The following is a 24434-nucleotide window of genomic DNA, read 5'->3' on the forward strand; positions in this document are numbered from 1 at the left end:
ACTTTTTAAGCATAAATATATTAAAGTTACGCCATGAAAATAATACGACGATAGTTATCACTCATTAATTTAATCAGTTTAGCTAGGTTGCAACCTAGTGTAAGTCAATAACATGGAATGTAGTCACTAATTTTAGATAAAGAGTAAATAATGAACGTAGTAATTATAGGTGCCAGCGGTTACAGCGGCGCAGAATTGGCTAGCTTAATTGCCAAACATCCAGCATTAACATTATCAGCATGTTATGTATCAGCGCAAAGCTTGGATAAACATAAACTGCTCAGTGAATTATACCCTGAGCACTTAGGGTTACTTGACTTACCTTTGCAACCACTTGATGAGAGTGCATTGAGTGATATAGCTCATTCAGCAGACTATGTGTGTTTATGCACTGACCATAAAGTAAGTGTTGATTTAGCCCCTCAGTTTTTAGCGATGGGCAAAAAGGTATTTGACTTATCTGGTGGTTACCGTCTTGAAAGTAATGAAGATTACGTCACTTATTATGGTTTTGAACACCAGCATCCAGAGCTCCTCAATGAAGCTGCATATGGCCTTGCAGAGTGGAATAGTGAGGCCATTGCAAAGGCGCAGTTAGTCGCTGTAGCTGGCTGCTACCCAACTGCCGCATTAAACGCATTAAAGCCTCTTCAGCAAGCTGGGTTACTTAGTGATGAGCGGATTATTATTAATGCTGTATCGGGAGTAACTGGGGCAGGTCGTAAAGCAAGTATTGGCACGCATTTTTGCGAAGTATCGCTTGCTGCTTATGGTTTGTTTAACCATCGTCATGGGCCTGAAATACAGCAGCATCTTGGCCATAACGTATTATTTACCCCTCATTTAGGTAATTTTCCTCGCGGTATTTTAGAAACCATTTATGTACAGCTAAAACTGGGTGTGACTAGTGAGCAAGTAACTAAAGCGTATCAAGTATTAGCGGATGAGCCGTTAATTCGATTGCTTGGTGGCAAAACTCCCTCAATTAAAGGGGTAGCAAAACAACCCTATGTTGATATTGCGTGGCAGCAGCAAGACTCACAATTAATAGTGATGGCAGCGATTGACAATTTACTAAAAGGGGCGGCTGGTCAGGCTCTGCAATGTATTAATTTGTCAATGGGCTTGCCCCACACTACAGGTCTAGTAGGAGCGTTTAAATGAGCAGTAAAACGTGGGTTATTAAACTCGGTGGCGCAGTACTCAATACTGAAAATGCCGCTAAAGCGCTTTTTGAGGTTCTTAATGAGCAACATGATGCACAGTTTGTCATTGTTCATGGCGGTGGCTCATTAGTTGATAGCTGGTTAAAAGAGGCGGGTTTTGCCAGTGCTAAACACCAAGGTTTGCGTATCAGCCCTAAAGAACAGATGCCTTATATTGTAGGAGCATTAGCGGGAGCAGCAAACAAACAATTAATGGCGCAAGCAATGACTGCTGGGCACAAACCCGTTGGCTTGAGTTTATATGAAGCTGGAATAACAGCATCACAAAAATTAAAAGCGCTAGGGCAAGTAGGTCAATGCCATAGTAATGATGATTCTATTATTAATGAATTACTCAGTGGCGGGCGTTTACCTATAGTCAGCTCCATCGGTTTTGATGAGCAAGGGCTTTGGTACAACGTCAATGCTGACGAAGCAGCAGCCGCGATTGCGAGTAATTTAAACGCCGAACTTATTTTTATGACAGATGTAGAAGCGGTGCTTGATGTGAATAAGCATCCACTACATCAACTTGACACAAAACACATTGATTCTTTAATTGCAGAGGGAGTAATTGTGGGCGGGATGGAGGTCAAAGTTAAGACCAGCCTTCACGCTGCCCAACATTTACGACGCGGTGTGTACATTTCCAGCTGGCAAAAGCCAGAAAATTTAACGGCTTTGCTGCAAGGCGAGCACGTCGGAACTAAAGTGACACCATAGGTTGAATATGTTTAAAGATTTTATAACAGGTCTAGAATTAGACCAACAAGGCGCCCTTAATTTATTAAAATTAGCGCAAGATATTAAAGAAAGCCCTGCAAAGTACAGCCAAGTGTTAGCTGGTAAGTCAGTGGTTACTCTGTTCGAAAAGCAAAGTTTACGTACGCGTTTATCGTTTGATATTGGTATAAACCGTTTAGGCGGTCATGCGGTTTATCTAGATCAACAAAACGGCGCGATGGGGGCACGTGAATCAATAAAAGATTTCGCCTTAAATATTTCAACGTGGGCCGATGGGATTGTTGCCCGGGTCAATCAGCACAGTACGTTAACTACCTTAGGTGAGTATTCGTCTGTTCCTGTGGTTAATAGTTTGTGTGATTTATATCACCCATGCCAAGCCTTAGCTGATTTTTTAACGCTTCAAGAAGTGCACGGTGATGTTAGTCAGCTAAAGTTGGCTTATTTAGGTGAAGGTAATAACGTAACGCATTCACTGATGCTACTTGCAGCAACTTTAGGTACTGACTTTGTTGCTGTGACGCCAAAAGGCAGTTCGCCCGATTCGCAAATTCTTAAAAAAGCGGAGCAAATTGCCGCAATGAATGGGGCGTCTGTGATGGTAAGTGACAGAGTTGAGGCTGCGGTAGGTGCTAACGCAGTTTACGCTGATACCTGGGTTTCTATGGGAGACACCACACCGCTTGAGCAAGTGAAAGAAAAATACATGCCTTATCAATTAAATCAGGCATTACTTAAAAAAACTGGGGCTACCACGGTATTACATTGCCAACCGGCACACCGTGAGTTTGAAATTACCTCTGAGGTGATGGATGGCCCCGCATCAAAAATTATTCAACAAGCAGAAAATCGTATGCATGCGCAAAATGCTCTGCTTGTTACATTATTAAATCCAAATTTTGTTAAGGAACACCTATGAGTTCAATTAAAAAAGTCGTTTTAGCCTATTCAGGTGGTCTTGATACATCGGCTATTGTGCCATGGTTAAAAGAAAACTACGGCTGTGAAGTTATTGCCTTTGTGGCCGATGTTGGCCAGGGCGCAGAAGAACTTGAAGGCGTAGAAGCGAAAGCCATTGCATCGGGTGCATCTGAATGTTACGTAGTTGATTTGAAAGATGAAATGGTAAGTGATTACATTTACCCAACACTTAAAACAGGCTCTATATACGAAGGGACCTACTTGCTAGGTACTTCTATGGCACGTCCAATCATCGCCAAAGCCCAAGTTGAAATTGCCCGTAAAGTGGGGGCAGATGCACTTTCTCATGGCTGTACGGGTAAAGGTAACGACCAAGTACGTTTTGAGTCATGTTTTGCAGCACTGGCTCCTGATTTAAAAGTGATTGCGCCATGGCGTGAGTGGGATTTATCAAGTCGTGAATCATTGCTTGATTACCTAGCTGAGCGTGATATTCCGTGTTCTGCATCAGCAACTAAAATTTACAGTCGTGATGCTAACGCATGGCATATCTCCCACGAAGGCGGCGAGCTTGAAGACCCTTGGTGTGAGCCAAGTGAGCAGGTATGGACCTGGACTAATTCACCAGAGCAAGCGCCCGATAAAGCTGAGCATGTCACTTTATCAGTTGTAGAAGGTGAAGTGGTTGCTGTAAACGGCGAACAATTAAAGCCTTACGACTGTTTAGTTAAACTAAACGACATTGCAGCCCCGCATGGTGTTGGTCGTGTTGATATTGTAGAAAACCGTTTAGTGGGCATGAAATCACGCGGTTGTTACGAAACACCAGGCGGTACAGTGATCATGGCGGCGCTTCAAGCAATTGATGAGCTCGTTCTTGATAAGTCAAGCCGTAAATGGAAAGAGGTACTCGGTGGTGAATTTTCGCATTTAGTCTACGACGGTCGTTGGTTTACGCCGCTTAAAGATTCTATTTTAGCCGGTGCAGAAGCGCTTTCTACGTTAGCGACAGGTGAAGTGGTACTTAAACTTTATAAAGGGCAAGTAACAGCGGTTCAGAAAAAATCACCTAACAGTTTATACAGCGAAGATTTTGCTACTTTCGGTGAAGACGATGTTTATGACCAATCGCACGCAGAAGGCTTTATTCGTTTATTCTCACTATCAAGCAGAATTTCAGCATTAGCTAAAAAGTAATTTTTTATGCCCCTTGGAATTAAGGGGCTATTATCGGGTTTGGAGAGATTTCATGGCATTATGGGGCGGGCGTTTTTCTACGGGTCCAGATGAAGCGTTTAAACAATTTAACGATTCACTTCCCTTCGATTATCAATTAGCAGAGCAAGATATTATTGGCTCTGTTGCATGGGCTGGCGCACTTGAACAAGTGAACGTGTTATCTAATGACGAACACCAAAAGCTGGTATCGGCATTATATGAATTACTTGAAGAGGTAAAAGCAGATCCACACGCTGTTGCCACCTCAGGTGCTGAGGATATTCACTCGCATGTTGAAGCCGCGCTAATTGAAAAAGTGGGTGATTTAGCTAAAAAATTACACACAGGCCGAAGCCGTAACGACCAAGTTGCTACCGACTTTAGATTATGGTGTCGCGATACTGCCGATCATATCTTAAAAGCGATTGCACAACTAAAAGCTGAATTTATTAGCTTGGCTGAACGTGAGCTTGGCACAATATTGCCAGGGTATACGCACTTACAGCGTGCACAGCCGGTGTTATTTAGTCACTGGTGTATGGCTTATGTAGAAATGTTAGAGCGTGATGAAAGCCGGTTGCAAGATGCCCAAGCACGAATGAACTATTGTCCACTCGGCAGTGGCGCTCTTGCGGGAACTGCCTATCCGATTGACCGTCATGCACTTGCACAAGGGTTAGGGTTTACAGGCGCGACTAAAAACAGCCTTGATGGTGTATCTGATCGTGACTTTGTGGTTGAGCTATTAAGCTGTGCGTCTATTTCTATGATCCACTTATCGCGCATGTCTGAAGACTTGATTTTTTATAACTCAGGAGAAGCTGGGTTTATCGAACTGGCTGATAATGTTACATCGGGCTCATCTTTGATGCCGCAGAAAAAGAACCCAGATGCATTAGAGCTAATTCGTGGTAAAACAGGGCGGGTATTTGGTGCGTTTAGTGCAATGATGATGACTCTAAAAGCACTGCCGCTTGCCTACAATAAAGACATGCAAGAAGATAAAGAAGGCATTTTTGACGCTATGCCAACGTGGCTTGCGTGTATTCATATGGCGCAAGCGTGTATTAAGGGTGTAACAGTTAAAGCAGACAAAACCTTAGCAGCGGCAAAAGGTGGCCACGCAAATGCAACAGAGCTTGCTGATTATTTGGTAGCCAAAGGTGTACCGTTTAGAGAAGGGCATCATATTGTTGGGGTGTTGGTGCAATTAGCTATTAGTGAAGGTAAAACGTTAGAGGAGCTTTCACTTGAGCAGTATAAATCAGTAAACCCAGTGTTTGAAGATGATGTGTATCCGGTACTTGAAATTGATGCCTGTATTAAAGCACGTCAAGCACTTGGCGGAACCTCATTAGAACAAGTAAGTAAAGCGGTGAAAGACGCGAAAAAAAAACAGCAAATAACAGTTCGTGATGCAAACCTAGATGACGTGGAAGCAATCGCTAAACTCGTACAACACTGGGCAACAGTCGGCGAAAACTTACCGCGCGCTAAAAGTGACATGGTGCACTCAATTAATGAGTTTGCTGTAACCGAGATAAACGGTCAGGTATCAGGTTGTGCTTCATTATACATTTACGACACTGGATTAGCTGAAATACGCTCATTAGGTATTGACCCTAAAAGCGCAGTAACAGGCCAAGGGCGAGAGCTAGTAGAACATTTATTAGTAAAAGCCAAAAAATTGGCACTCAATCGTGTCATCGTTCTGACTCGTGTACCTGACTTTTTCGAAAATCAGCGCTTTAGTTTCTGTAGTAAAGAGAGCTTACCTGAAAAAGTCATGAAAGATTGTGAGCTATGTTTACGTAAAGAAAACTGTGATGAAGTCGCAATGGAATATATGTTAAAGCCAAGTAATAGCATGGAGATCCCTTGTAAAAACGTGGCTTGAGCAATCCCTAGGATAAAAAACGCACGGTGACCCCGATGCGTTTTTTTTTGAGTAAAATAAAATGATGTTTTAAATTAATATGCTATGAATTTAAAGTTGGCATATCTGTTGCATTTATAGTTCTGTAGTGTGTTGTTGAGTCAATTAATCAACGAAGGCAATACGTTACAGCAGTTATTTAGTAACTACTTCAGGTGGTGTGATTTAAATTTACGCCAATAATAAAAATTTAATACTCAAAAGGATTAATCACATGCAAATTTCAGCTAATAGCCAAGTACAAATGCAAGCATACAATAAAACGCAACAATTAAAGCCTGCAATGGAACAAACTGCTAGCCCTAAAACCCTACAATCTGATACAGTAAGCTTTTCTAAAGAGGCGATGACGGCTGCTACTGCGGATTTACAGCGAGGTGGTGGCACTGTTATACCAACATGGAAACCTAAATAATTATAAAGGTTTTAAATGATTCTAACTGAGCTTTTTGGGTTGTTCTCACTGTCTGCTTTTACGATGTGGGGATTTCTAATGACTTTCTTTTTTAATGTATTTGTATATTCATTAGATGTAAAAAGGGGAACAACCCTTTTACTCAGTTCATTTATTATGATGGTATCTTATACCCTTTCTGATTACTTTTATACGTGGCTATCAATGAAAGATTCAATTTATCTTGATTGGGCCATGTATGATATTGTCACGATCATCGCTCTTGTATGTATCTATAAAATTATAAAGAAAACAACCCCATCTTTTATGTATTTAATTATTGGTCTATCAATAAACTCAATCCTTTTTCTTTGCATGTATTTAGATATCTATATATTAGAAAACAAAGAACCATGGTTTTTGTGGGATGCTTATACATATACAGTTAATCTTGTAGACTTCATTATGATAGTTGTATTAATTATTGATAGAGATTTTTTGGGATTACATAAGTTCAAAAATAAAATACTATCATCATTTCAAAGACCAAAAATAGCAAGGGATTGTAACTAAGTTGTATATCGATTACAGCATGGTTGATTACGTAAGTGCCTTCACTCAATGGGGTTTTTTAATGGCGTTTTTATACTCACTTGTTTCGAGTATAAATAAGGCAGACAAGTCGTTAACATACTTAGCCGCTATTATGTTTTCCTCTTACTTTTGTAGTGATTTTTTTCCGATATTAGAAAATGTATATTTAGATTGGATCCTCTTCGATTATATAACCATTTCTATTATTCTCATTTTATTGAATTTCTGTCTTAAAGCTCCCCTCGCTAGCTACTTTATTATTCCAGGCTTACTAATAAATAGTCTGCTAACATGTTTCATTTATTATGACTTATTTGTACGTAATAATATTGATGAATGGTGGCTTTGGAGTTTTTACTCTTTAGGAGTAAACTTTATTGATGTATTAATGATTATTTCTTTGGTAATAAATACAAGTATCTTAAAAAAACGACAGGTAAAAAAACAACTTAATTTAGCTATTCGAAATAATGTTTCAAATGAATGACTTCTTGCTCAACCCATATGTATCTCTTTATCTAGGTGCGTTTGTTCAATGGGGTTTTTTAATGGCTTTTTTATACTCATTAGTAACGAGTATAAATAAACCCAAAAAAGAGGCTTTATGGCTGTCGCTAATAATGTCGGTTTCATACTCTTCAAGCCTGTTCATTGATATCCAAAATATTTCTTATATGAAATTATTACTTTTTGATTTAGTAACAATTTTGGTTATTTTGGTTGTAAGCAACTTCTTAACTAAAAATGTTATATCTACTTATCTATTATTAGGGTTAAGCATAAACTCACTGTTATTTTTTTGTATGCACATAGACGTGCTAGTCTTTAATAACAGCACACCGTGGTGGTTTTGGTCGTTTTATTCAATGAGTATTAACCTAATGGACTTTATGATGATAGCTATTTTCTTTATTAATAAAGACTTTTTGAGAGTAGTGAAATTTAAAAATTGGCTTGTAAAAATTAGAATTAATAGAGCTATTATTAATGGCTGATTTTCTTTGGCAGTTAGTCGCGATTTTTGATTATATGTCGATTTTTATAACTTGGTTATTTGTAATCGCTTTTCTGTATAATTTATCGACAAGTATAAACAATCACAATAAAAATCTTTTGCTTCTCTCTTTTATTATGATGCTATCTTACACTTCAAGCATGTTTATTGATCCAACTACAGAGACACCTCATCTTAAAATGTTTATGTTTGATATAGTGACTATTGTTTTGCTAGTTATTTGGGGATACTTTATTAAGGGCAAAATTATTCCTGTTGCTTTTTATTACCTTATAGTAGGGCTTAGCTTTAATGCACTCATGTTTTTAGGTATGCATTACGATGTCAGCATGCAGGATAATACCGATTACTGGTGGTTTTGGGCACTTTATGCAATAGGTCAAGTTGTCAGTGATTGTGTTATGGCGGTAGTTTTAATCATAAATAAAGACGTATTAAAAATACTCTGGTTAGTGAAAAGATTTAAAGGCCGTTTTATTTTAGGAGTCTAAAAGTAGCGTCTCATTTATACGCTACTTTCTGAAAAAATTATTTAATGCTTGGTTTTCCCGAGCCTTGATTGCAGCGCCTTCATTACTATGGTGTCAACAAACTCACTCACATCCCCGTTATGGCGTGCTACTTCTTTTACTAGTGTTGATGATATAAAGGTATTGCGCTCGGCGGGCGTTAAAAATACGCTTTCTAAATCAGGGTTTAAACGGCGATTCATATTCGCGAGCTGAAACTCGTAATCAAAATCAGAAACCGCTCTTATGCCTCTGATCAGTACATTAGCATTATGGTCACGGGCTAAATCGGCGAGTAGCCCTGAAAAGCCAATGACTTTTACATTATCTAAATGGCTTAAAATCTCATTTGCTAAATCAACGCGTTCTTCTAAAGTAAAACACGGTTTTTTACTTGGGTTATGAGCAATAGCCACAATAACGGTATCGAACATTTTAGCCGCACGCTGAATTAAATCAGTGTGGCCGTTGGTAAGAGGGTCAAATGTGCCTGGGTAGATTGCGGTCACTTTCATAATATTTACTGTGTTATTATTTTTAGCCGTAGTGTAGCAGTGTTTAGTGTGCAAAGCAGCCTTGTGAGTAAATTGTATATAACTGCAGCTACGCAGTGTTACAAATGCAATGATTTGTTTATACTAGGCGGATTATTTTAATGCAGCATCGTATTTTCGAAAATTGAGTAATGAGTATATGAATACCAAGGATAAAATAATTCAAACCAGTATTTCATTGTTTAACGAACATGGTGAAAGAGCAATATCTACTAATCATATCGCATCGAGTTTAGGTATGAGTCCGGGTAATCTGTACTACCACTTTAAAAATAAAGAAGACATTATTCGCCATATATTTGCACTTTATCGTGACCATTTAAGTACTCATTTTAAGCCGGTCGATCAAGGCGACGATGCTTTTGAACACCTAGGTCCTTATTTAGATTCGCTATTTGAATTGATGTGGCGCTATCATTTTTTTTACGACAACCTTGGCGATATTCTCGCTCGCGATAGTCATTTAAAACAGGGTTACATTGATTTTCAGCAAGAGTTACTTGAGCAGGTGCGTAACATCATTTTGGCTTTACGCGACAGTGAAATTATTGCCATTGATGAACAAGATGCTATCGAACTTGCTCATACGTTAAAATTAACGGTCAGCTTTTGGACACCCTATATGAAAGCAAGAAGGCTTAGTGGTGTGCTGGTTGAGCAAGATATTTACCCTGGTATTGTAAAAGTACTGACTTTATTTAAAGCCTACAGCACCGAAAAAAGCGCAAATAAAATTAATCAGTTAAGAGACAAGTACGCACTTTTAGCAAATGCTGCTCCCCAGAATCCTTAAGCCCGTTAAGTTGGTTAGTTCCTAGGCGCTAAATTTTTTGCTATAATCCGCCGCGCCCAATACCTGGGTGCGCGAATTCCCGCAGTCTAAGAGTTAAACTATGCTTAAATTTATCGTCAAACTTCACCCTGAAATAGCCATTAAAAGCCGTTCAGTCCGTAAACGCTTTACTAAAGTGTTAGAAAATAACATTAAAATTGTATTGCGTCGTGTTGACGAAAAAGTACAGGTACGTAATAACTGGGATAACATTTCAGTTGTAACAAAACTTGACGATGCTCAAACTCGCCTTGATTTTATCGACAGCTTACAACGTATACCTGGCATCGTGCAATTTATTGAAGTGACTGAAACAGACTTTAAAACGATTGATGACATTTATCAAAAAACTATTGAGCTAGTTGGTCACACTATTATTGGTAAAACCTTTTGTGTCCGTGCTAAGCGCATAGGTCAACATGATTTTACTTCAACTGAGCTAGAGCGTTACGTTGGTGGCGGGCTTAATCAACATGTTGAAGGGGCTCGAGTAAAGCTAAGTCGCCCAGAAGTAACGATTCGTTTAGAAATTAAAGACGAAAAAGCCTACATAGTAACGCAAACGCATTTAGGAATGGCGGGCTTTCCACTGCCAACACAAGACGATGTATTATCGCTTATGTCTGGTGGGTTTGATTCTGGCGTTGCCAGTTATCAAATGATCCGTAAAGGTGCTCGCACGCACTTTTTATTCTTTAATTTAGGTGGCGCTGCTCATGAAATTGGGGTTAAACAAGCGAGTTACTATCTATGGAAACAATATAGCTCTACGCACAAAGTTAAGTTTATTACTGTTGATTTTGAGCCAGTGGTTGCTGAAATCTTAGAAAACGTTGAGAACAGCCAAATGGGCGTTGTCCTTAAACGTATGATGATGCGAGCGGGTAGTGCCGTCGCTGAAAAACTAAATATTCAAGCATTGGTCACGGGTGAAAGTATAGGTCAGGTGTCTAGTCAAACCTTAGCTAACTTAAGTGTGATTGACCGCGTAACCGAAACGCTCATTTTACGCCCACTTATCCAACATGATAAGCAAGAAATCATCAATATAGCGCGCCAAATAGGCACTGCAGAAATGGCAGAGACGATGCCTGAATACTGCGGTGTGATCTCTAAAAAGCCGACAGTTAAAGCCAAAATTGAAGTGATTAAAGCAGAAGAAGAAAAGTTTGACTTTGATGTATTAGATACCGTTATTGATAACGCCCGTGTTATGGATGTGCGCGATATTGATGTTGAGGCTAAGCAAGAGCTTAAAGAGGCAGAATCAGTTACAGAGTTACCAGAGGGAGCGGTTGTTGTTGATATTCGCTCGCCTGAAGAAGAAGATGCGGCACCGCTGGAAATTGAAGGTATTGAAGTTATCCACTTACCGTTTTTCCGCTTAGCAACAAAGTTTGGCGATTTACCTAAAGGCAAAGATTATTACTTATATTGCCAAAAAGGAGTAATGAGCCAATTACAAGCGCTTATTCTTCACGAAGAAGGCTTTAACACCGTAAAAGTATATCGTCCTTGATGGCTTAAGATATTGGGTCTGTTGACCTTTGCGGATTATAATTTGTTCAAACTAGGGGCGGTTTAATCGCGGCGCGAGGTTTGTAACCTAGTGGGCTAAGTATAAATCGAGCAACAAAGAGTAAATCGCCCCTAGGCAGAACCCTTCGGGCAGCGCCTGTTTGGCATTGATGCTGCGTTATCGCCTATTTATGGGGAATAACCACACCACATAGGCTCTGCCTTACCTAAATACCAAACAGACTGCTGCAAATTTAACCTTGAAAGGTCAACAGACCCTAAATGCGCGGATTTATTCCGCGCTTTTTTTTGCCAAAATTTTAGCAAGTAAGGCGTCATTATAAGGTGTTGCAATATGGTGCAGTTTTCCTTGCTCACTTATATAGCCACAAATCGCCATGATCTCTGTTTGTCTATTATGCATTACATCTTGATGCATCGAAGAGTAATTTTCGGCAGTTAAACTCATTACTTTGTAAGCCCGCTCTAGGGCATCTATAAGCTTAATATTGAGTTTTAGCGCGGTTGCAATGTGGCATGCCTCAGCTAATAAATTAATAATTGCACTACTGTATTGCGGTGCACGTAACTGACCATTTTTTATATTGTGGTGAGCGGTTAATGGATTTATTGCAATATTAACCAGTAGCTTTTCAAACCGTAGTTGTTCAATATTGTTACTGACAATTAACTGCGGAATAGTGTGTAATTGCGCACTAAGCTGTTGAATATTTTGAATAGCTAGTTGATTACAGCCCCCTAATACACTTTGCCCGTTTCCGGTATGTTGCACAATATTAGAGTTTGACTTAAATCCAGCCATGCTGGTGGTTAAAAAGTACAACGACTGCTGCTTTGTTAGCTGTTCATTTAATTGTTCAACATTACCCATGCCATTATGACTCAGTATAATATGGGTATTATTGCCTAGATAAGGTTTTACTTGAGCATAGGCTTGTTGCACTGTAAACGCTTTTACCGTGAATAAAACAATATCAAATTCAGGAGTTTGAGATAACTGCTCTTGTGAGATAAAAGTGGCGTTAATTTTTTCAGACGCAGCGTTACTGTGGCTGTAAAAGCGAGTATTAACTGTGCCTTTTCGAGTAAGTATATATATAGCGTGATGTTTGGCTAAAAAATGGCTAAATAACAAGCCAATAGCGCCATCACCTACAACAAGTATGTTAGCCATAATGCTTCTTTTTACGCAGTGTTAACAGGGCTTTAGCTAAAAAGTAGCTCGCTGCACCAATAAAATCGGCAACAAAATCGGCCAGTGATGCTTGTCTGTAAGGAAGGCTATCTTGCATAATTTCTATTGCTGCACCGTAACCAGCGAGTAATAGTATTTGTGCATATAATGGGAGTTTAAACGCTTTATCCATAATAATGGCAAGTAAAAAGAAGATACCAAAATGCGCTACTTTATCAACATGCGGAAATAAGTTTGCCGCGCCCTTTACCTCTTTAGCAAATAAGAAGGTAAACGCAACAATACTAATTAAAAAAATTGCTTGGTAAACACGCCTTGTCACGAAAATTCCTAAAATCGTATAAAAAAGAAACCTCAGTATATCAAACTAATTTAGTATCGCACCTGAACAAAATGCAGAAAAATGTAAAGATTTATCATTTTAACGTTATAATTGCGGCATAAAATTAAGATTAGATAGTTAGGAGAACGCTATGCCTTCATTTGATATTGTATCTGAAGTAGAAATGAACGAAGCAAAAAATGCGGTTGATAACGCCAACCGTGAACTAGAAACGCGATTTGATTTTAGAGGCGTTGATGCCTCAATAGAACTAAATGATAAAACAATTAAATTAAAAGCTGAAGCCGATGCTCAGGTAATGCAGTTATTTGATATTTTAGCGAGTAAAATCTCTAAGCGTGGGATGGATGTTGCAAGCTTAGAGCTACAAGATATTTCTCGTGCGGGCAAAAATGTTTTTCGTAACGTTGCACTTAAACAGGGTATCGAAAAAGACATGGCTAAAAAAGTAGTAAAAGCCATCAAAGACTCTAAAGTAAAAGTACAAGCGGCCATTCAAGGTGAGGAAGTTCGCGTAACAGGTAAAAAGCGTGATGACTTACAAGCGGCTATGCAAGTTGTACGCACTGCTGATTTAGGTCAACCATTTCAGTTTAAAAACTTCCGCGATTAATTTATTGCCTCGAGCATGGCAGTATAGGTGCTGAGCTCAAAGGAGTGCGTATAAAGCCAAACACGTTATATTGTTTGGCTTTTTTATTTTTGGATCTATGATAATTATCGAACCCCGAACCCCGAACCCCGAACCCCGTATCCTGAATCTTGAATCTTGAATCTTTGGATTTTTAGATGTTTAGACGTTCGTTGACTTTTTTTAGTAAACAGATAACAATAGCAGCCTATTTTTAAGGTGCTTGCTAAACACTTCAATGGTGTGATTTTTTTAGTAGGATAATCGGGAAGTTGGTGCGTTTTCATTGATGAAGTCAATCCCAACACTGCCCCCGCAACGGTAAAGTTATGCTGTATTAAATTATGGTAACTGAGTCCGGAGACCGGCCTTGATTTAATCTTACTTACTAACATCTTTGCGGTGGGCAAAGATAGGGGACATGATGTTAAATAAAACCGCACTGGGTGTGGCCATTTCGGCTGTACTATCTATTTCTGTATCTGCTGCAGAACAAACCATTGAAAAAATAACCGTTACTGCGAATAAATTTGAACAACCTATAAATGATGTATTAGCAAGTGTGGCAGTTATCGACCGCGCTGATATTGAAAAAGCGAATTATCGAGACTTACCTGCAATATTAAATACCATAGCTGGGATAGATATTGTTCGTAATGGTGGGTTAGGTCAAAAGGCAGATATATTTGTTCGCGGGGCCAGCGCTAAATATACCTTAGTATTGGTTGATGGCGTAAGAGTGAGCGATGCAAGTTCAGGTAGTGTATCGCTGACGAATATTCCAGTTAACAGTATCGAGCGTGTTGAGCTTATTAAAGGGGCAAGAGCTGCTATTTATGGCTCTGATGCGGTAGCCGGAGTAATTAATATTATCACCCGTAAAGCCTCAAATAACTCGCTTTCGGCTACTTTAGGCAGCCATAGCTACAGTAATTATCAGCTTGCTGGTGGGCTTGTAAAAGAGGCGCTTAGCTTTAATTATAATTTAGGCTACGAAGAGACGGATGGTTTTGATGTTACTGGCAAAGATCCAGCGGCTGAGTACACAAAAGATCATGATGATGATGGCTACAAAAATAAAAACATTGGCTTTAATTTAGCTTATGAGCTTGCTGAACTAGGCCAATTGAGCCTGCAATCTCAGTATAGTGAAGGCGAAGCACAATATGATAATGCATGGGGTAACGATGCCTACGACTTTGAAAATTACACCGCTAAGCTAGGCTGGAACAAAGCCTCAGATATATATAGCCAAAGTACCTCGGTGAGCGTTTCGCAAGAAGAAAATACCCAAACAGGTACCGATGTGCAGCAAGTGTATAGCACAGAGCGTGTTGAGTTTGAATATCGAGGGCTTTATACCCTTACTCAAGAACTTGATATATCGGGTGGCTTTAATTATTTATCTGAGGATTTATCAAACTCGTCAGCAACGTCATCAGAAGAAAAACGCGATAATAAGGCGTTGTTTATAGGCGCGTTTTATAGCCATAACAAATGGTTAGCAAATGCGGTTGTTAGAACCGATGATTATGACTTCCATGGCCGTGCAAACACTTACAGTACAGGACTTGGTTACAAAGCAAATAACTATGTAACACTACGTTTAAATCACGGTACTGCATTTAGAGCTCCTTCGTTAATTAATGCGTTTGTGACTAACAGCCCGTACTATTTACCAAACAATAATATTAAACCTGAAGAAGCCTTAAATAATGAGCTTGGTATAACTTTAGAAACCCAATGGGGCCGTTATGATATTGCTATTTTCGATAACCGTATCAATAATTTGATTAGTAATAATTATGATGCAGACTCAGGTAAATATATTGCCACTAACATAGATAAAGTATCTATGCAGGGATTTGAGCTGTCGGCAGAGTTTTCAGCGCTAGGCTTTGAACACTCGGTTAATTTTAGCTTTTTAGACGCTACAGATGAAAAAACGAATACCGATTTACCACGTAGACCTTCTGAATCGCTTAATTATCAACTCGCTAAAACATGGGGTGATTTTGATGCCAGCTTGGATATGCAATATCGCTCATCGCGTCCTTCGATTGCGTATTATGACTCGGAGCTCGCTGCTTATACGGTATTTAATATAGCAGCCAATTACCAGTTGCTAGATAATTTGTCGTTAGCTGCTCGAATAGAGAATATTACTGATGAAGAATATTTTACTGCTGCGACGGGCTTTGCTGCCAGTGGTAAGCTATTAGGTTATAACAGCGCAGGAAGAACTTTCTTTGTAGGGGCAAATTATCAGTTTTAGTCACTTATCCTAGTGCCAAGGAACAAATAGCCCAGCTTATTGCTGGGCTATTTATTAAAAGCACTTTATTCCGATAAAAACTCGCTAAATTCGGTTTCAAACTTATGTAATTTGGGTGCAATTAAAATACTGCAATAGCCCTGCTCAGGATTTTCATTGTAATAGTCCTGATGGTAGTGCTCTGCGGGGTAAAAAGTGGTTGCTGGGCTCACCTCAGTCACTATAGGTTCGCTAACATGACTTTGCAGCTCTGCAATAACTGCCTGTGTTTGTACTTGTTGTTGCTCATTATGATAATACACAACGCTGCGGTATTGAGTGCCTATATCGTTACCTTGGCGATTTAGTTGTGTGGCATCGTGTAGGGTAAAAAACATCGCGAGTAAGGTTTCAAAGCTGATAACACTGGCATCAAATTCAACCTTAATTACCTCTGCATGGCCACTGTTGCCAGTGCAAATAGTTTTGTATGTTGGGTTATCAGTATGTCCACCAGTATAACCAGAGCAAACACTGAGTACACCTTTTACACGCCTAAATGCTGCATCAATACACCAAAAACAGCCGCCGCCGAGTGTTGCTACTTGTGTGGTCGAACTCATAAGTACTTCCTCAATTGTTAGGGATATGTGCACTGAATAAAGCGCCGTAACAGCTAGTTACGACGCTCTAAGTGACTTAGATCTCTTTAAGCGGTTTTTCAGCGGCTTGCTTATCAAGTTTTTGTTGTAAAAACTCAGGTGATTGTGTGTTTCGCGCTAGTGCGTAATAAGCGGCTGGCACCACAAACAGAGTTAGTATGGTTGCAACCGTTACGCCAGTAAATACTACCACACCAATTACCATTCTACTTTCCGAGCCTGGACCGGAAGCCAACACCAAAGGTACGGCACTCATAACCGTTGTTAGGGAAGTCATAATAATAGGGCGCAAACGCTGTGTAGCCGCTTGTAAAATGGCCTCACTAAATTCTACGCCTTTATCACGTAACTGGTTGGTAAATTCAACAATCAGTATACCGTTTTTAGCACTTAACCCTATGAGCATAACAATACCTATTTGGCTGTATATATTAAGCGTTAACCCCATACTCCAAAGCCCAAACATGGCACCCATTAAACCAAGTGGCACAGTTAACATAATAACAAATGGATGCATAAAACTTTCAAACTGAGCTGCCAGTACTAAAAAGGTCACGGTTAATGCCAGCACAAACACATAGGTCATGGCTGAGGCACCTTCATAAAACAATTGCGACTCACCTTTATAGTCAATGGCACCATCAATGTCGTTTTCCTCTGTGGCAACCTTGTTTAAAAAGTTTAGTGCTTGTTCTAGCGTGTAACCATCAGCTAGGTTGGCACTTAAAGTAATTGCACGCATTCGGTTATAACGGTTTAAACGCGAGGCGGTGGCTTCTTCTTTTAAGCTAATAAGGCTATCAAGAGGAACAAGTTCTCCGCTACGTGATTTTAGGTAAATATTTGAAATATCAGTCGGGTTGGCAAAGTCTTGTTTTGTGCCCTTTAAAATTACATCGTATTCTTCACCGCGGTCAATAAAGGTGGTTACACGGCGTTGGCCAAGCATGGTTTCAAGTGTACGACCCACATCAGAGACTGATACGCCTAAATCAGCGGCTTTATTTTTATCAATACTGACTAAAAACTGAGGGAAGGTTTCTTTATAATCATGATCAATACGCACTAATCCAGGGTTTTTCTCAGCGCGTTTAATAATTCTATCTCGCCAATCGGCAAGTTGAGCATAATCATTACCTTGCAAAACAAATTCAATAGGGCGAGATGAACCACCTCCGCCAATACCACGGCGCATAATAGCAAATGCACGAACGTCGGTGACCTCTTGCATTTTGCCGCTTATTTCATCCATGACTTCCCATGTTGAGCGTTTGCGCTTATCCCAGTCAGCCATGCCTACAATAGCCACGCCGCCACTGCCACCCCAACCTGGGACTCGAACAAGCACTCGACTTAGTTCGCCAGATTCAGAATAAGGCATCAAGCGCTCTTCAATTTTTGCCATATTAGCTGCGTTATTTTCGTAACTTGCCCCTTCAGGGCCATTCATAAGCACAAAGAAGGTGCCACGATCTTCTTTTGGCGTGAGCTCTGAGGGTATTTGTAAAAATAATGAATAACTAACAAACCCAGCCAAAACTAAGCTCAGCATTAAGCCCCATTTTCGGGTCATGTTTGACGCTAAAGCGTTACGGTATCCATTTTCTAATTTAGTAAAAAAACGGTCCATAACTTGGCTAAACTTACTTTCTTTTTCAGAGGCCTTTAACACTTTTGAACACAGCGCCGGAGAGAGTGTCAACGCAGTGATACTAGAGAAAAACACGGCAGCACTTACTGCCATAGCAAACTCTGTAAATAGTGCGCCAATTCGTCCTTCCATAAACACTAATGGTACAAACACGGATATAAGCACTAAGGTGGTGGCTATAATTGCAAAGCCCACCTCACGTGCGCCGCGATAAGCTGCCAATAAAGGCGGTTCACCAAGTTCAATACGGCGGTGAATATTCTCTAGCATTACAATGGCATCATCGACCACTAAGCCTATTGCTAACACCAGTGCTAGTAGAGTTAATAAGTTAATTGAATAACCCATTGCTAATAAAAACATAAAACTACTGACTAGGGCGACCGGTACTGTGACCGCGGGAATAAGAGTGGCGCGAATGTTACCTAAAAATATAAAGATAATAAGCACGACTAACCCCATAGAAATTGCTAAAGTTTTATAAACCTCATTAATTGACTCTTTAATAAATACCGAAGAATCATAACTGTCTTCTATGGTGGTGCCTTCAGGTAAATTACGTTTTATTTTTTCCAGTTCACTGCGGGCGTTATCAACCACAGTTAGGGTATTGGCTTTGGCTTGTTTAACAATACCCATACCAATCATATTACGGCCATTACCTCGGAATAAACTTTCATCATCGGCGGCTTCTAGTTTTACGTCAGCCACTTCGCCTAGACGCACTAAATAACCATCTTCACCTCGTTTAATAACTAGGTTTTGAAAATCACGTTGGTTTTTATAGCTGCGGGCAGTGCGAACGGTAAAATCACGATCAACTGATTCAATTTCACCGGCCGGAAGTTCTACATTTTCACTACGCAGTGTTTGCTCAATATCACTGGAGGTAATACCACGGGCGGCCATCGCTTGGCGGTTAAGCCATACTTTCATGGCATACTTTCGCTCCCCCCCAATGCGCACATTCGATACGCCATCAACAACGGCTAATCGATCTACAATAAAACGCTGTGCATAATCAGAAAGTTGCAATGAATCCATGGTTTCGCTGTTAAGTACAAACCACGCGATAGGGCTTTCGTCACTATTTGATTTTGATACTTCAGGAGGACGCACTTGTTCGGGTAGGCTATCAAGTGCACGCGCTACACGTTCACGCACATCGTTGGAGGCATCATCTATGTCGCGGCTAATATTAAACTCAATGGTAATGTTTGAGCGGCCATTACGACTCGATGAGTTAATACTTTTAATACCTTCAATGCCCGAAATACGGTTTTCAATAACTTGCGTTATTTTTGTTTCAATAATTTCGGCAGATGCACCGGTATATTCAGTACTAATATTTACAATCGGTGTTTCAATATCTGGATACTCACGCAAAGGCAACATGCTAAAAGCAACTAAGCCAAAAGTGAGTAACAGTAAGTTAATAACAATCGCAAAAACGGGGCGTTTGACGCTAGTATCGGTAATTTTCACGTGTTACCCCTTAACGCTTACTTTACTACCTGAGCGAATTTTAATTATTCCCTCGGTAACAATTTGCTCGCCATTACTTAACCCTTTGTCTATCGCAACCCAGCCATTATTTCTACTTGCAACATGTACTTCTTTGCGGTTTGCTATGCCATCTTCAATTTGAAAAACGTAATGCTTATCTTGCAGAGGAATAATGGCCTTTTCAGGCACCATCAGCGCTTGGTTACTGCTCAGTTCTAAAGCGGTATTAAGCAACATACCTGGGCGAAGTAAACCTGATTTATTAGCAAAACTGGCTGTTACTTCTACACTGCGAGTGATTGAGTCGATACGTGAGCTTATATGGGTTACTTTACCGCTGAAGGTTTGATCAGGGTAAGCATCGTTTTGAGTGCGAACAATCATTCCGTTTTTCAATTGAGCTAAATACTTTTCAGGCACTTTAAAATCAACTTTTATAATACTAATGTCATCGAGGGTTGTGATCACAGTACTATTATTAATATACGCACCCACCGATATTTCGCGTTTCCCCAGTAACCCAGAAAAAGGCGCGGTGATGGCCATTTCATTGAGTTTGGTTTTAGCACTTTCAAGTTGTGCTTCGCTGGCATCAACGCGAGCGAGTTGTTCTTCAAGCAATGACTTGGCCGTCGCTTGCGAGCGAGAAAGCTCGGTCAGTCTGGCTAATTGACGTTTTTCTTCTTGTAAATTAATGCTAAGTTCTTTTACTGCAAATTGTTCTTGTTGGTTTTGCAGTTGTACTAATTTTTGTCCTTTGCTGACCAAGTCGCCATCTTCAAAGTAAATGCTAGTGACATAATCGTTTTGGGCGCTTTTAATGTAGATAGCCTGATTAGCACGAGCACTGCCAATGGCTTCAATCATAATTGCGTTTTCTTGCGATCTTACCGTGTGGGCAGAGACTTGCGTTGTCATTGCCGAGTAATTGGCTTGCTCGCCCTGTGATGCGGGAAAATACAAATAAACGCTAAAAATTATTAGTAACGAAATAATAAATGGAAATAAGGCTTTACCTGATTGTTTAGAGTGCATTGTTTTCATACCTGAAAATAGATTATAAGTATTGTACGAAATCAGGACAAAAAAAGGCGGTTATGTATCTCATTAATTTGTGCGTTAAGCGTAAAAATAACTGATACTTAGTCATTGCGCATATTTAACAGTAATAATGGGAGTCAATTGATGAGCTTTAAAACATCATGCAAACGCTGTTTAACGCTGAGAAAGTTAGTATTGTGGGCTATTATTATGTTTATATTTTATATGGCGTTTTTTCAGTATGGCTAATATAAATAAACAAATACTAAAATACCGAGCGCAAGGCGCTAAAAATGGAATTGAAATATTAGTGGTCGGCAGCATTGGCTTGATTATTATCATGCTGTTTAATTTATTACGCCCAGGCGAAATAAGTATTATCGAAATTTTTTTAGTAAGTTTATGTATTGCTGCAATTTTAATTGGCTTTTTTAAAACACAAGAACCTTTTTATAGTATTATTTTAACTGAGCAGCAATTAATATATCAGCATAAGTATGGACAATGGCATTTACACCCAGAGAATTTGCACCATTGTGGTATACCTAAGGTTGATAATGGCATTGATTACCTTGAGCTTAATGCGATTGGTATTAAGTTAAATGATATAGATTCATTCTTGTCTGCTTTAGCTCCAAGAATTGCGGGTAAATTGTTGATAGAGCAGCGACATTTCTTTATGCAAGTTGTTCAAAAAAATTGCAAAAATGGGCATTGCCCATCAGAATGGTTAGTTGAAGATAATAAACATAGGTCAAAAAAAGGAATTGACTATAATGGGCTCATAGCGATGTTTGCTAATAGGGCTAAACATCTTCAGCTTTTAACAGGGTATGACTTACTGTTACCAGCGAGTGTAATAGAAAGTGATATTTGGGAATTTAGCGCAAATTTAAATAAATGGAAGCGCGATCCCTCTCAGTTTATAAAGTCGCAGTGTGAATAATAATATAAGCACTCACTGCGGGATTAGGAATAACTATGAGCCAAGACAGATCTTTCATTAAAAGTGGTCGAAACACCATAATACATAAAGACAGAAAACTAGATTTAGTGATTGTTAATGGTGAGACTCACCCTAAAATTAAAGTAACAGGTAATGGTCTTGAGCCATTTAAAGAAGAACTGCCAAAAAACCGCCGAGATGCAAAAGAGCGTTACCTCGACGTTGTTTATATTACTAGTGCTGATGTATTTAGCGAAGAAAAACAATTGTTGTTTATTCAATCCTTAGATGGCCGCGAATATAAAGTAGATTACAGTAAAGTTGGCACTAAATTATTTGTTCGTATTCATCAAGATAGCTATTTATAATTTATGATGGCATTTTTTTTGCTTAATAGTTTTATTAGATAATTTTAAGACAAAAAGGTGCTGAGTATGAGAGCAATTTCGTTAATACCACTTATGTCATGCTTGCTTTTGGCTGCATGCGGAGGGGGAGGCGGTGCTGATAACAGTGATATTAAAACATCAGTATTTGCAGGTAACGATCTTCAAGTTGTAGAAAAATCAGAGTTTACTATTTCTGCAAAAGGCTCTCCTGCAGATGGTACATTTACTTGGCAGCGTGTAAGTGGCCCTATTATAGATGTGTTTCCGCTTGAAGGGGCTGAACAAACCATTACTGCACCAGATGTAAAGTCTGACAGTGAACTGGTATTAAGAGTTAGCTATCAAACGTCAGATGGCAGTTTAGTGAATGACGACTTGAGTGTTTTCATTGCCTCTAATAATCAGCTTCCTCTTGCTGTTGTTACCCAAGTTGCTCCTGGAAACTTGCCCTCAGTTTATAAGGATACTGTAACCCTAAGTGGTTTAACTTCCACAGACCCAGATGAAAATGGCGAAATTAGCAGTTATTTGTGGCAATTATTGTCAGGGCCGGATTTAACAATTGATAGCTATACCAATCCAACGCTTAGTTTTTCTCATCCATTATTAGAAAATAACACCAACTTAAAATGGCAGCTCACCGTAACGGATGATGAAGGCGGAGTATCTGCATCACAATTTGATATGACCCTTAATAAAACAGCTCAGGTAATTATTGCCAATGCAGGCGCTGATCAAACAGTAGAAGAGTTTGATAAGGTTATTTTAGATGCCACTGCAAGCGAAGCGGCAACTCAATCTTATCAATGTATGTGGCAACAACTTACCGGTAATGCAGAAACCCTGATTGAACCGAAGTCATGTACTGCCAGCTTTTTTGCCTCTGATATTGATTTAAATGCAACGCTTAGCTTTGAAGTACAAGTTATGGACTTAAAAGGGCGCACCGACACAGATACCGTATTTATTGATGTAACACCCAAAGCGCTTGGGTTAATAAATGATACAGGGGTAGGAGAGTGTTATAACAATACTCAGCGAATTAATTGTAATAATGATGAATTTCCAGCTCAAGATGCTGATCTTGGGCGCGATAGTTTTGCCAATCGTTTAGGTAAAGTGGGTAAAGGGAATCTGGCTTTTGATTACACCAAACTTAATGAGTTTGCCGATGAGCTTCTCGATGATGCGCAAAACTTTAGCTGTATTCGTGATAATACTACCGGCCTTGTTTGGGAAGTGAAAAGCCCTTATTCCGGTGTGTTACCAAATACTTCGTTGCGTGATGGACAAAACCGTTATATTTGGCAAGGGACTGTCAATAGTGGCGATGTAGCGGGTAGTGATAATACCACATGCCCGAGCGATACTGATTGTGGATTACAAACCTATATAGATGAGGTTAATGCGCTTGATTTTTGTGGTGGTAGTAACTGGCGTTTACCCACTTATACTGAACTTTTAGGTTTAATTGATTATGGTAAACAAGGGCAAAACGTATTGATAGATACTGCATTTTTTCCTAATACACCATCGACTAACACCGAAGGGCATTTACGCTATTGGACCTCACAGACCGCGGTTGATGGTGCCAGTTTATCTCAGGCTTACATTATCGATATGATGGATGGCAACGACTTAGCCTATCCAAAAGATAATGCCGCTTATGTGCGCTTAGTTAGAAATCGTTAAGGTGATTATTATGAAATTAATTAAAGTCTCTATGTTATTAGCCTTAGGATTAAGTCAGTCACTTGCAGCGCAGCAGTGTTATCAGGAAGTCGCGACTAGCGATGATACAGACCGATTTGTGATTAATATTGATGGCACTGTGTCAGATACTAAAACAGGGCTAATGTGGCAGCGCTGTAACTATGGTCAAGTTTATAATAGCGAAACAACTAGCTGCGATGGTGATACTCAACCATTAAATTGGCAAGCTTCACTTAAAGGCGCACTTAATGACACCACGGCAAATTATAACGACTGGCAAGTGCCGAGTATTAAAGAGTTAGCTAGTATAGTAGATCACCGTTGTACCGATCCAAGTATTAATGCGGGTATATTTTTAGCAACGCAGTCGCAAAATTATTGGTCTAATACCTCGGGTATTAGCAATATAAATTCGGCATGGGTTTATCAATTTTCCAGTGGTTTAAATAGCTTACATGCTAAAACAAGTAACGTATATTTACGCCTAGTACGCTATGAGAAGTAGTTAATTAATATATTAGCGAATCTAAAAATGCTCTTTTATTTACGGTTAGCCTTTTTATTTACACTATTTTAATAATAAAGCCTGGTTGTAGTTGTCACCCAGGCTATTTTTTTGCCATTATAGGCCGTGAATTAACG

The 24434-nt window shown here is 39.5% G+C and carries 22 protein-coding genes and 1 riboswitch; of the genes, 16 read left to right on the top strand and 6 right to left on the bottom strand.

What is annotated here, in order from left to right; all coding sequences use genetic code 11:
- Positions 1–150 precede the first annotated feature (150 nt).
- From argC to ABZP26_RS04285, 8 genes are all read left to right on the top strand, one after another.
- Positions 151–1164 carry an N-acetyl-gamma-glutamyl-phosphate reductase gene (gene argC, locus ABZP26_RS04250; RefSeq protein WP_090494188.1) on the top strand — a complete coding sequence of 338 codons (1014 nt, stop codon included), beginning with the start codon at positions 151–153 and terminating at the stop codon, positions 1162–1164.
- The gene (gene argB, locus ABZP26_RS04255) at positions 1161–1928 is read left to right on the top strand and encodes an acetylglutamate kinase (protein ID WP_368485401.1); all 768 of its coding nucleotides are present in this window, start codon (positions 1161–1163) and stop codon (positions 1926–1928) included. The genes argC and argB overlap by 4 nt, the downstream gene beginning before the upstream one ends.
- Positions 1929–1935: 7 nt before the next feature.
- Positions 1936–2868, top strand: coding sequence for an ornithine carbamoyltransferase (locus ABZP26_RS04260; RefSeq protein ID WP_016900252.1), 933 nt, complete (start codon positions 1936–1938; stop codon positions 2866–2868).
- A complete protein-coding gene (locus tag ABZP26_RS04265) occupies positions 2865–4067 on the top strand; it encodes an argininosuccinate synthase (protein WP_036956760.1) in 1203 nt (400 codons plus the stop codon). Before ABZP26_RS04260 ends, ABZP26_RS04265 begins: the two co-directional genes overlap by 4 nt.
- 52 nt (positions 4068–4119) lie before the next feature.
- Positions 4120–5985, top strand: coding sequence for an argininosuccinate lyase (argH, locus tag ABZP26_RS04270; protein ID WP_016900254.1), 1866 nt, complete (start codon positions 4120–4122; stop codon positions 5983–5985).
- 253 nt (positions 5986–6238) lie between these two features.
- Positions 6239–6439 carry a hypothetical protein gene (locus tag ABZP26_RS04275; RefSeq protein WP_010391035.1) on the top strand — a complete coding sequence of 67 codons (201 nt, stop codon included), beginning with the start codon at positions 6239–6241 and terminating at the stop codon, positions 6437–6439.
- Positions 6440–6454: 15 nt separating this feature from the next.
- Positions 6455–6991: a hypothetical protein gene (locus ABZP26_RS04280; protein WP_368485402.1), complete on the top strand. Its 537-nt coding sequence runs from the start codon at positions 6455–6457 to the stop codon at positions 6989–6991.
- 1008 nt (positions 6992–7999) lie between these two features.
- Positions 8000–8518: a hypothetical protein gene (locus ABZP26_RS04285; protein ID WP_016900259.1), complete on the top strand. Its 519-nt coding sequence runs from the start codon at positions 8000–8002 to the stop codon at positions 8516–8518.
- Between the two features lie 41 nt (positions 8519–8559).
- Here the strand turns inward: ABZP26_RS04285 and coaD are convergent, their stop codons facing one another.
- Positions 8560–9051 carry a pantetheine-phosphate adenylyltransferase gene (gene coaD, locus ABZP26_RS04290; RefSeq protein ID WP_024601870.1) on the bottom strand — a complete coding sequence of 164 codons (492 nt, stop codon included), beginning with the start codon at positions 9049–9051 and terminating at the stop codon, positions 8560–8562.
- Positions 9052–9229: 178 nt separating this feature from the next.
- On the opposite strand from coaD, the gene ABZP26_RS04295 reads away from it, so the two are divergent.
- Positions 9230–9883, top strand: coding sequence for a TetR/AcrR family transcriptional regulator (locus tag ABZP26_RS04295; protein ID WP_013464311.1), 654 nt, complete (start codon positions 9230–9232; stop codon positions 9881–9883).
- A 100-nt stretch (positions 9884–9983) separates the two neighbouring features.
- A complete protein-coding gene (gene thiI, locus ABZP26_RS04300; protein WP_013464312.1) occupies positions 9984–11441 on the top strand; it encodes a tRNA uracil 4-sulfurtransferase ThiI in 1458 nt (485 codons plus the stop codon).
- Between the two features lie 291 nt (positions 11442–11732).
- On the opposite strand, the gene ABZP26_RS04305 is transcribed toward thiI, so the two are convergent.
- Together ABZP26_RS04305 and ABZP26_RS04310 are read right to left on the bottom strand one after the other, a co-directional pair.
- Positions 11733–12635, bottom strand: a complete 903-nt coding sequence (locus ABZP26_RS04305) for a ketopantoate reductase family protein (RefSeq protein ID WP_368485403.1) — start codon at positions 12633–12635, stop codon at positions 11733–11735.
- The gene (locus tag ABZP26_RS04310) at positions 12628–12978 is read right to left on the bottom strand and encodes a VanZ family protein (protein ID WP_008466003.1); all 351 of its coding nucleotides are present in this window, start codon (positions 12976–12978) and stop codon (positions 12628–12630) included. Before ABZP26_RS04310 ends, ABZP26_RS04305 begins: the two co-directional genes overlap by 8 nt.
- A gap of 151 nt (positions 12979–13129) precedes the next feature.
- Here ABZP26_RS04310 and ABZP26_RS04315 point away from each other — a divergent pair, with 151 nt between their 5' ends.
- Positions 13130–13612, top strand: coding sequence for a YajQ family cyclic di-GMP-binding protein (locus ABZP26_RS04315; RefSeq protein ID WP_013464315.1), 483 nt, complete (start codon positions 13130–13132; stop codon positions 13610–13612).
- Positions 13613–13852: 240 nt separating this feature from the next.
- A riboswitch (cobalamin riboswitch) is annotated at positions 13853–14018 on the top strand.
- Between the two features lie 36 nt (positions 14019–14054).
- Entirely contained in the window at positions 14055–15905 is a 1851-nt protein-coding gene (locus ABZP26_RS04320; protein ID WP_368485610.1) for a TonB-dependent receptor, read from the top strand.
- A 65-nt stretch (positions 15906–15970) separates the two neighbouring features.
- Here the strand turns inward: ABZP26_RS04320 and msrA are convergent, their stop codons facing one another.
- The 3 genes from msrA to ABZP26_RS04335 form a co-directional block, all read right to left on the bottom strand.
- Entirely contained in the window at positions 15971–16507 is a 537-nt protein-coding gene (gene msrA, locus ABZP26_RS04325; RefSeq protein ID WP_013464317.1) for a peptide-methionine (S)-S-oxide reductase MsrA, read from the bottom strand.
- Positions 16508–16583: 76 nt separating this feature from the next.
- On the bottom strand, positions 16584–19682 hold the full coding sequence (locus ABZP26_RS04330; RefSeq protein WP_013464318.1) for an efflux RND transporter permease subunit: 3099 nt from the start codon (positions 19680–19682) through the stop codon (positions 16584–16586).
- 3 nt (positions 19683–19685) lie between these two features.
- A complete protein-coding gene (locus tag ABZP26_RS04335) occupies positions 19686–20738 on the bottom strand; it encodes an efflux RND transporter periplasmic adaptor subunit (RefSeq protein ID WP_138686400.1) in 1053 nt (350 codons plus the stop codon).
- A 247-nt stretch (positions 20739–20985) separates the two neighbouring features.
- Between ABZP26_RS04335 and ABZP26_RS04340 the strand changes: the two genes are divergently transcribed.
- From ABZP26_RS04340 to ABZP26_RS04355, 4 genes are all read left to right on the top strand, one after another.
- Complete coding sequence (locus ABZP26_RS04340) at positions 20986–21690, top strand: DUF2982 domain-containing protein (RefSeq protein WP_368485404.1); 705 nt, start codon at positions 20986–20988, stop codon at positions 21688–21690.
- A gap of 35 nt (positions 21691–21725) precedes the next feature.
- Positions 21726–22058, top strand: coding sequence for a hypothetical protein (locus ABZP26_RS04345; protein WP_013464320.1), 333 nt, complete (start codon positions 21726–21728; stop codon positions 22056–22058).
- A gap of 66 nt (positions 22059–22124) precedes the next feature.
- On the top strand, positions 22125–23771 hold the full coding sequence (locus ABZP26_RS04350) for a DUF1566 domain-containing protein (RefSeq protein ID WP_368485405.1): 1647 nt from the start codon (positions 22125–22127) through the stop codon (positions 23769–23771).
- A gap of 10 nt (positions 23772–23781) precedes the next feature.
- A complete protein-coding gene (locus ABZP26_RS04355) occupies positions 23782–24297 on the top strand; it encodes a DUF1566 domain-containing protein (protein WP_013464322.1) in 516 nt (171 codons plus the stop codon).
- Positions 24298–24434: the final 137 nt, after the last annotated feature.

The organism is Pseudoalteromonas sp. SD03, assembly GCF_040937955.1.
Classification (GTDB): domain Bacteria; phylum Pseudomonadota; class Gammaproteobacteria; order Enterobacterales; family Alteromonadaceae; genus Pseudoalteromonas; species Pseudoalteromonas tetraodonis.

Coding starts and splice junctions, on each gene's coding strand:
- ABZP26_RS04345 (WP_013464320.1), top strand. CDS start 21,726: ATGAGCCAAGACAGATCTTTCATTAAAAGTGGTCGAAACACCATAATA.
- msrA (WP_013464317.1), bottom strand. CDS start 16,507: ATGAGTTCGACCACACAAGTAGCAACACTCGGCGGCGGCTGTTTTTGG.
- ABZP26_RS04280 (WP_368485402.1), top strand. CDS start 6,455: ATGATTCTAACTGAGCTTTTTGGGTTGTTCTCACTGTCTGCTTTTACG.
- ABZP26_RS04315 (WP_013464315.1), top strand. CDS start 13,130: ATGCCTTCATTTGATATTGTATCTGAAGTAGAAATGAACGAAGCAAAA.
- coaD (WP_024601870.1), bottom strand. CDS start 9,051: ATGAAAGTGACCGCAATCTACCCAGGCACATTTGACCCTCTTACCAAC.
- ABZP26_RS04335 (WP_138686400.1), bottom strand. CDS start 20,738: ATGCACTCTAAACAATCAGGTAAAGCCTTATTTCCATTTATTATTTCG.
- ABZP26_RS04305 (WP_368485403.1), bottom strand. CDS start 12,635: ATGGCTAACATACTTGTTGTAGGTGATGGCGCTATTGGCTTGTTATTT.
- thiI (WP_013464312.1), top strand. CDS start 9,984: ATGCTTAAATTTATCGTCAAACTTCACCCTGAAATAGCCATTAAAAGC.
- argH (WP_016900254.1), top strand. CDS start 4,120: ATGGCATTATGGGGCGGGCGTTTTTCTACGGGTCCAGATGAAGCGTTT.
- ABZP26_RS04260 (WP_016900252.1), top strand. CDS start 1,936: ATGTTTAAAGATTTTATAACAGGTCTAGAATTAGACCAACAAGGCGCC.
- ABZP26_RS04265 (WP_036956760.1), top strand. CDS start 2,865: ATGAGTTCAATTAAAAAAGTCGTTTTAGCCTATTCAGGTGGTCTTGAT.
- ABZP26_RS04285 (WP_016900259.1), top strand. CDS start 8,000: ATGGCTGATTTTCTTTGGCAGTTAGTCGCGATTTTTGATTATATGTCG.
- ABZP26_RS04350 (WP_368485405.1), top strand. CDS start 22,125: ATGAGAGCAATTTCGTTAATACCACTTATGTCATGCTTGCTTTTGGCT.
- ABZP26_RS04275 (WP_010391035.1), top strand. CDS start 6,239: ATGCAAATTTCAGCTAATAGCCAAGTACAAATGCAAGCATACAATAAA.
- ABZP26_RS04340 (WP_368485404.1), top strand. CDS start 20,986: ATGGCTAATATAAATAAACAAATACTAAAATACCGAGCGCAAGGCGCT.
- ABZP26_RS04295 (WP_013464311.1), top strand. CDS start 9,230: ATGAATACCAAGGATAAAATAATTCAAACCAGTATTTCATTGTTTAAC.
- ABZP26_RS04355 (WP_013464322.1), top strand. CDS start 23,782: ATGAAATTAATTAAAGTCTCTATGTTATTAGCCTTAGGATTAAGTCAG.
- argB (WP_368485401.1), top strand. CDS start 1,161: ATGAGCAGTAAAACGTGGGTTATTAAACTCGGTGGCGCAGTACTCAAT.
- argC (WP_090494188.1), top strand. CDS start 151: ATGAACGTAGTAATTATAGGTGCCAGCGGTTACAGCGGCGCAGAATTG.
- ABZP26_RS04320 (WP_368485610.1), top strand. CDS start 14,055: ATGTTAAATAAAACCGCACTGGGTGTGGCCATTTCGGCTGTACTATCT.